The sequence below is a fragment of the bacterium genome (genome assembly GCA_030655055.1).
Taxonomy (GTDB): domain Bacteria; phylum Edwardsbacteria; class AC1; order AC1; family EtOH8; genus UBA5202.
The window spans coordinates 1-7,496 of the sequence record JAURWH010000155.1; the positions used below are offsets into that span (position 1 = coordinate 1).

Here is a 7,496-nt window from a genome sequence, read left to right on the forward strand (position 1 = left end):
CCGGGTTGGTGTCGTCGAAGCGCAGGTTGAACAGCCCGCCGAATTCCTGGGCGATGCCGTAGTCTATCCAGATGGCCTTGGCGTGGCCGATGTGGAGGTAGGCGTTGGGCTCCGGGGGGAAGCGGGTGTGGACGCCGGGGAAACGCCCGATTTTGAGGTCTTCGGCCACGGCCTCGCGGATGAAGTTGGTGGCGGCCGCGCCCTCGATAGGGGTCTTGATATTTTCTGTGTTATTCATAATGCTGTTTCTTTTAATTTGTCAACTTAAAACAATAATAGTATTTTGGATACGATTTGCGTTCGCTTATGCAAGGTGATGAACCAACGATAAATATGCTATCATTTATAAAAAAGGGGTCTAATGAGTAGCCATCGATATTGCAGTTAATGCTATTATTGCTTTCATTCGGTATATGAAATTCCTGTGTGTGCCCCAATGTGTCTATAGAAATAATTTCCCTGTCAACCAATTTTGAGCCGGCCATATTTCTTGTCGATAATATCGCAATGTCATTGGAATATATAATGCCAGCTATATTACGCCAAGATGGTATTGCCTTAAGCCATCTCATTTCTTTAGTTAACAAATTATACAGAGATGTGTGATCATTTTTGGAATTAACCAATATGTGGTGACCATTATTGAAAAAACCATGGCATTCATCATAACGAATGGTAGATTCTATGATCTTATTGTTTTGTAGATTTATGATGATAGAACTATCACGAGAACATACGGATAAATATTTATCATCCGGTGAACTTCGCATTGAAATTATATGTTTAAAGCTAATATTGTCATGTATGAAGTATTTATTCACTAAACCTGTTTTACCGTAAGTGTATCGAAACAACGAATCATTTTTTATTAAATATATTAAAAACTGATCAGTATTTAAATCAAATTGGTAGCACCAGTTATTTACACCCATTGACAGGGAAAAAGTATCCGTTTGTTCTTTTGAAGTAATACTAAAAGAGTATGGAGGTGACCAATAACGGTCATAAGAAAAACCAACGAAGTATTTATTTCTTGTTTGAACTAAAATGACTTGCACACCATATTTGGTAGTATGAATTACATCTCCGCTATTGTCTATAATTTGTAAATTGGATATATAATAAGGAGAATCGTAGGCTTCGTGGTAATCGCCTGCTAATAAACATTTATTTTGAATTCTAAAGTATGTGCTGTTCAAAACGTAAGAGAAACCGTTTGGGTCATTTTTATTTAATTTAGGTTTAGGTTGATGCTTAGATTTTATTGACTTTTTTAGCACCCCATTTACATATAAATGCGCGCCCATGCTATCAATGCCCCAAAAAGCAATATTAGGCAAGGTATTGGCCAGTTGATTCAAGTTTGAATAACGGCCAATCATCTCAACTTTGCCTTGCCCGTAAACGGTACAAAAGATCAACAGGCAACAGGTAAAAAGAAAAGTATTTCGCATGGTTACTTTTGTTAGTTGGTTAATTTACCAATGCCAATATTGATTCTTTTCAAACATTCCTCTTTCCCCAGTATCTCCGCCAGTTCCGTGGCCCCGCCGGGGGTGACCTCGCGACCGGAGAGGGCTATGCGCAGCGGCGTAAGGAAGGTGTTGGCCTTGATCCCCAGCGTCTCCACCACCGCATACAGCGCCTGCTTGATGGTCTCATGGTCAAATTTCTCCAGCTTTTCCAGCTCCGCCTGGCAGGTCTTCAAATATTCCAGCGAATTCACCAGGTCGGTCTTGGCCTTCTTGTTGATGAACATTTCCCTGGCGTATTCCGGAAGAACGTCTATGAAATCAATTCTTGCCGGGATGTCCGACAGCACCACGGTGCGCTGCTGCATCAGACCGGCCAGCTTGTGCAGATCTACTCCAGACCGCTTGACAGCCTGCTGCAGCCAGGGCAGGGCAGCCTGGTAAAAATCTTCCGGAGTCATCTTGCGGATATATTCACCGTTCATCCATTTCAGCTTCTCCACGTCAAATATGGCCGGGGACTTGCTTAAACCCGCCACGGAAAAGGCTTCGGTCAGTTCGGCCAGCGAGAAGATCTCCCGGTCGTCCTTGGAATTCCAGCCCAGCAGGGCGATGTAATTGACGATGGCCTCGGTCAGAAAGCCCTTGGTGTAAAAGTCGTCAAAAGAGGCGTCGCCGGATCGCTTGGAAAGTTTTTTGCCGTCGGGTCGGATGATCTGCGAGACGTGGACGTATTTCGGTTCTTCCCAGCCGAATGAGCGGTACAGCAGGCAGTATTTGGGGGATTGTGAAAGATACTCGTTGCCCCGGATCACGTGGCTGATGCCCATCAGGTGGTCGTCCACCACGTTGGCAAAGTTGTAGGTGGGCAGGCCGTCGGTCTTTAGCAGCACGTTCTCATCCAGCTGGCTGTTCTCCACGGTGATCTCGCCGTAGACCTCGTCTTTGAACCCGGTCTGGCCGGAGGGCGGGATATTCTGCCGGATGATGTAAGGGTCGCCGTTGGCTATTCTTTTTTTGATCTCGTCCGGGGTCAGTTTTTTACACAGCCCGTCGTATTTGAATATCTCCTTGCGGTCCTCGGCCTCTTTTCTGAGCTTGTCCAGACGCTCCTGAGAGCAGAAGCAGTAATAGGCTCCGCCCAGTTCCACTAATTTTTGGGCCTGCTCCAGATACAGGGCCTTGCGCTGGCTTTGGACATAGGGGCCGAAGGCGCCGCCAATATCAGGGCCTTCGTCATAGTGCAGTCCGGCCATCTTCAGGGTGCGGTAGATGACCTCCACCGCGCCGTCGACATAGCGTTCCTGGTCGGTATCCTCTATCCGCAGGATGAACTGGCCGTTGCTCTGCTTGGCCAACAGATAGGCATAAAGGGCGGTGCGAAGGCCGCCAATGTGCATGTAGCCGGTGGGGCTGGGGGCAAAGCGGGTGCGGACGGTAGGCATTTTACTGTCGTTTGGGATTTGATGTTTGGGATTAGGGGTTGGGGGGCGCTTGTCATCCTGAGACTTGTCCTGAGCCGGGCTGCTGCATTACTGACGAAGGAAATATGCCGTGCTTGACAAACCGAAGGATGCTCTTTCATCCCTCATTCAGCTAAGCGGGAAGGCGCCTCGGGATGACAGCGGATAAGTTAAATAATGATACCAAATATGCCGGGCAAAGTCAAAGGTAAATGCCACTAATTCAAAGGGTTTATTGATATTTTATTAGCTTGATTTTAGGAAATAAATATGATATAATAAATGTTTGCATTAAAGTCATATTTGTAACCCATTAAACTGCATTAGGTTATATATGAAGCCTCAAGCCAGGCCCAACATCCAGGGCATCAGCCCATACATCCCCGGCAAGCCCATCGAAGAAGTGCGCCGGGAGCTGGGCATCAGGGGCCAGATCATCAAGCTGGCCTCCAACGAAAACCCGCTGGGTCCTTCGCCCAAGGCGGTCAAAGCTTTGCGCAAGTCGCTTAAGGAGATCAACCTATACCCCGATGACGGGTGCTTTGCCCTGAGCAAGAGGCTGGCCAGCCACCTGGGAGTCAACGAGGACCAGCTGATCTTCGGCAACGGCTCGGTGGACGTGATTGAGTTCATCACCAAGACCTTCGTGGCTCCCGGCGACCATGTGGTCATCGCCGAGGGGGCCTTCATCATGTACAAGATAGCGGCCAAGATGGCCGACGCCAGGCCTTCGCTGATCCCCCTGAAAAATTACGTCCACGACCTGGACGCCATGGCGGCGGCGGTCACCCCCCAGACCAAGGTGGTCTACATCGCCAACCCCAACAATCCCACCGGCACCATGCTTACCGAAGCCCAGGTCAAGGCTTTCATGAAGAAGGTTCCGGAGAGCTGCGTGGTGGTTTTTGACGAGGCCTATTCCGAATACATCGACCGGCCGGATTTCCCAAATACCATCAAACTGCTCAAGGACTGGCCCAACGCCATAGTGCTTCACACCTTTTCCAAGATCTACGGCCTGGCCGGATTGAGGGTGGGCTACGGGGTGGGAAGCCCCGAGCTGATCTCCCAGATCCGCAAGGTGCGCCTGCCTTTCAACATCAGCCTGAGCGGACAGGTGGCCTGTCTGGCGGCCCTGGATGATTCCAAACATCTGGCCAAAAGCAAAAAGCTCAACTCCGAGGGCAGGGAATACCTTTACAAGCAATTACAGTCCTTAGGGGTTTCCTATGTTCCGTCCGAAGGGAACTTCATCCTGATAGATCCCAAGACGGACTCCATGCCGGTCTTTACCGCCCTGCAGAAACTGGGGGTCATCGTCCGGCCGGTCAAGAACTACGGATACCAGACCGAACTGCGGGTGACCATCGGCACCGCCCGCCAGAACAGGAAGCTGATCGGGGCGCTGAAGCAGGTGCTGAAATAGGGTCTTTTCAATCAACCGGCGACAATCAGCAATGTTCCATTGGCGGTACCCAGTATCCACTAGTCAGTAATCTAAAACCGGTGAATACTGAATACTGGATAGTGAATAGTGGATAGTCCAAAACGACTTTATAATCTGTAACAAGCAATTCAGTTGATGTCTCGCAAACCGGTGATAGCCATAGACGGCCCGGCGGCCTCCGGCAAAAGTACTACCGCCAGGATGGTTGCCCAAAAGCTGGGGTACCTGTACATCGACACCGGGGCCATGTACCGGGCGGCCGGTTTAAAGGCCCTGCGTCTGGGGATCTCATTCAGCGACCGGGAAGCCATCGCCAAAATGATGGAACAGACGGACATCAGCCAGAAACCTTCTTCCTCGGGGCCGGTCACTTTCCTGGACGGGGTTGACGTCAGCGGGCTGATCCGCAGCCCGGAGGTCTCCCAGGCGGCCTCGGACATCTCGGCCATTACTTCGGTCCGCCAAAGGCTGGTGGCGCTGCAGCAGCAGATGGGCCGGGAGGGCGGGGTGGTGATGGAGGGCCGGGACATAACCACGGTGGTCTTTCCCACGGCCGAGGTCAAGGTCTTTATGAAAGCCTCCATTCAAGAAAGGGCTTGCAGGCGCAAAGCCGAACTGGAGGCCAAGGGCATGACCATGGACCTGAAAGAACTGGAGAAGCAGATAGAGAACCGCGACCGGCAGGACAGCCAGAGGGCCGACAGCCCCCTGACCTGCACCCCGGATTCATTGGTAATAGATACTTCAACCCTGACCATAGCCCAGCAGGTGGAGATGGTGATAGCCCGGGCGGAAAAGATCCAAAAGGAGCAGGCATGATCTGGGAAAGCCGGGCCTTCAATTCCCGGGCATACCGGCTGACTTGGTACTGCCTGGACATAGTTTTCAACGCGCTTTTCCGGTGGAAGGTGGAGGGCAGGGAGAACATCCCCCGGCAGGGGCCCCTGATAATCGCCTCCAACCACATCGCCCTGATCGATCCTCCATACATAGGGGCCTGCGTGCCCAGGGAGATCGCCTTCATGGCCAAGAAGGAGCTGTTCGCCTTTCCCCCCTTGAGGGCTTTGATCTGTTCGCATAACGCCTTTCCCATCAGGCGGGGCGGATGGGATTCCCAGGTCTTCAGGCTGCTTAAGGACAAACTGGGCCAGGGCCTGGCGGTGCTGGTCTTTCCCGAGGGCACCCGCAGCCGGACCGATGAGTTCCTGGAACCAAAACCGGGCATCGGACTTCTGGTCAGACAGCAGCTGGTTCCGGTGGTTCCCTGTTTCATCCGGGGCACCAACCTGGGATGGAGGGACCTGTTTTCCGGAAAACACCAGATGACGACCCGGTTCGGCCGTCCGATAACCCCGGCCGAAATAGAAGCGTTCCCTGCCGACAAGGAAGGGTACATCGGCTTAAGCCGTTTGATCATGCAGAGGATAGCCGAGCTGAAGGAAAATTCCCGATGAAGATAAAAGTGGCCCAAAGCGCCGGGTTCTGCTTCGGGGTGAAGCGGGCGGTTAACATGGCCTTCGAGATAGCCAAGAAGTCTAAAAAGCCGGTATACACCCTGGGCCCCATCATTCACAATCCCCAGGTGGTGGCCCAGCTGGAGGCCTGCGGGGTCAAGGCGGTCGCCAGCCCCTCCGGCATCAAGAAGGGCACGGTCATCATCCGCTCCCACGGGGTGCACCCCAAGGTGATGGACGGCCTCAGGAAAAAAGGCATCAGGATCGTGGACGCCACCTGCCCCTTTGTGACCAAGGCCCAGAAAGCCGCGGCCCTGCTTAAATCCGAAGGACGCCAGGTGGTGATAGTGGGCGAGGCCGAGCATCCCGAGGTGGTGGCTTTAAAGGGATACGCCGGCCCCAACTCGGTGGTCTACAACCACAATGATTTCAAGGTCCAGAAGAAACTGGGGGTGCTGGCCCAGACCACGCTTTCGGCCGGGGATTTCACCAGCGCCCTGATGTCCTTCGGGCGCCAGGCCGACGACATCCACATCATCAACACCATCTGCCAGGCCACCAAGGTGCGGCAGCAGGACACCATGCGGCTGGCCAAGGATTCCGACATGATGATAGTGGTGGGCGGGCGCAACTCGGCCAACACCTCGCGCCTGCTGGAACTCTGCCGGAAAGTGGGCCGTCCGGCCCATCACGTGGAGACCGAACGGGAGCTGAAGGCCAAATGGTTCCACAACTGCTCCAAAGTCGGGGTCACGGCCGGGGCTTCCACTCCGGACAGCATGGTCAAGAAAGTGGTGGACCGGATCAAGGAACTGACGGACGAAAAACGAAGGCAGAGGGCAGAATCGGGAACCGACTAACAAAAAAACAAGAGCAGAAGATTGAAGACAGGACCGGGGATAAATAAATTGATTCCGGGAAGGTTTCGTTTTCGTTTTCTGATTTTAGTTTTATAAGGCTGGCATTAGTCGGCCTATTTTATACCGAAAGGAGTTTTAATAAAACTCATGGCAAAAACCAAGCAACCAAGCGAGGAGCTTCTGTCACAGGACCACCTGCTGGAGCAGGATGATCAGGAGGGCTCGGGCGAGTTCCGGAAACTGCTGGAGGAATTCACCAGCAACAGGAAATTCGAGGAGGGCGAGATCGTCACCGGCACCGTCCTGCGGATCTCCGGGGAATCGGTGATCGTGGACGTGGGGTTCAAATCCGAGGGGATCGTCCCGGTGGTGGAATTTTTGGACCGGACCGCCATCGAGATCGGAAAAAAGGTGGACCTGCTGCTGGAACAGGTGGAGGACCAGGACGGGCAGATAGTGCTGTCCAAGATCAAGGCCGACTTCATCAAGGTCTGGGACAAGGTCCAGAAATCCCTGGACAGCGAGGTGGTGGTGGACGGCAAGGTGCTGCGCAAGGTCAAGGGCGGTCTGATCATCGACCTGATGGGCGTGGACGCCTTCCTGCCGGGTTCCCAGATCGGCCTCCGGCCGCTGGAGACCATCGACAGCCTGCTGGGGCAGAGCATTCCATTAAAGATCATCAAGATCAACAAGAAGAAACGCAACATCGTGGTTTCGCGCCGGGTGGTGCTGGACGCTGACCGGGACAAGCAGCGGGCCGTGATCCTGGCCGAGATCGACAAGGGCCAGGTGCGCGAGGG

General features: G+C 52.9%; 8 protein-coding genes. 5 read left to right on the forward strand and 3 right to left on the reverse strand.

The genetic code is table 11. The features are described 5' to 3' along the window. The 3 genes from Q7U71_07380 to gltX all read right to left on the reverse strand — a co-directional run. A partial coding sequence (locus Q7U71_07380; GenBank protein MDO9391576.1) for a glutamate--tRNA ligase family protein occupies positions 1-238 on the reverse strand: 238 nt, incomplete at its 3' end. A 13-nt stretch (positions 239-251) separates the two neighbouring features. After that, positions 252-1,454, reverse strand: a complete 1,203-nt coding sequence (locus Q7U71_07385) for a hypothetical protein (GenBank protein ID MDO9391577.1) — start codon at positions 1,452-1,454, stop codon at positions 252-254. Between the two features lie 11 nt (positions 1,455-1,465). Then, positions 1,466-2,917, reverse strand: a complete 1,452-nt coding sequence (gltX, locus tag Q7U71_07390; GenBank protein MDO9391578.1) for a glutamate--tRNA ligase — start codon at positions 2,915-2,917, stop codon at positions 1,466-1,468. Between the two features lie 352 nt (positions 2,918-3,269). Here gltX and hisC point away from each other — a divergent pair, with 352 nt between their 5' ends. The 5 genes from hisC to Q7U71_07415 form a co-directional block, all read left to right on the forward strand. Continuing rightward, entirely contained in the window at positions 3,270-4,361 is a 1,092-nt protein-coding gene (gene hisC, locus Q7U71_07395) for a histidinol-phosphate transaminase (protein ID MDO9391579.1), read from the forward strand. A gap of 156 nt (positions 4,362-4,517) precedes the next feature. Further along, complete coding sequence (cmk, locus tag Q7U71_07400) at positions 4,518-5,201, forward strand: (d)CMP kinase (GenBank protein MDO9391580.1); 684 nt, start codon at positions 4,518-4,520, stop codon at positions 5,199-5,201. Continuing rightward, on the forward strand, positions 5,198-5,836 hold the full coding sequence (locus tag Q7U71_07405; protein ID MDO9391581.1) for a lysophospholipid acyltransferase family protein: 639 nt from the start codon (positions 5,198-5,200) through the stop codon (positions 5,834-5,836). The genes cmk and Q7U71_07405 overlap by 4 nt, the downstream gene beginning before the upstream one ends. After that, complete coding sequence (gene ispH, locus Q7U71_07410) at positions 5,833-6,696, forward strand: 4-hydroxy-3-methylbut-2-enyl diphosphate reductase (protein MDO9391582.1); 864 nt, start codon at positions 5,833-5,835, stop codon at positions 6,694-6,696. The genes Q7U71_07405 and ispH overlap by 4 nt, the downstream gene beginning before the upstream one ends. 147 nt (positions 6,697-6,843) lie before the next feature. Then, positions 6,844-7,496 (forward strand): S1 RNA-binding domain-containing protein (locus Q7U71_07415; protein MDO9391583.1); only part of this gene is annotated, 653 nt, incomplete at its 3' end.

Coding starts and splice junctions, on each gene's coding strand:
- Q7U71_07385 (MDO9391577.1), bottom strand. CDS start 1,454: ATGCGAAATACTTTTCTTTTTACCTGTTGCCTGTTGATCTTTTGTACC.
- gltX (MDO9391578.1), bottom strand. CDS start 2,917: ATGCCTACCGTCCGCACCCGCTTTGCCCCCAGCCCCACCGGCTACATG.
- hisC (MDO9391579.1), top strand. CDS start 3,270: ATGAAGCCTCAAGCCAGGCCCAACATCCAGGGCATCAGCCCATACATC.
- cmk (MDO9391580.1), top strand. CDS start 4,518: ATGTCTCGCAAACCGGTGATAGCCATAGACGGCCCGGCGGCCTCCGGC.
- Q7U71_07405 (MDO9391581.1), top strand. CDS start 5,198: ATGATCTGGGAAAGCCGGGCCTTCAATTCCCGGGCATACCGGCTGACT.
- ispH (MDO9391582.1), top strand. CDS start 5,833: ATGAAGATAAAAGTGGCCCAAAGCGCCGGGTTCTGCTTCGGGGTGAAG.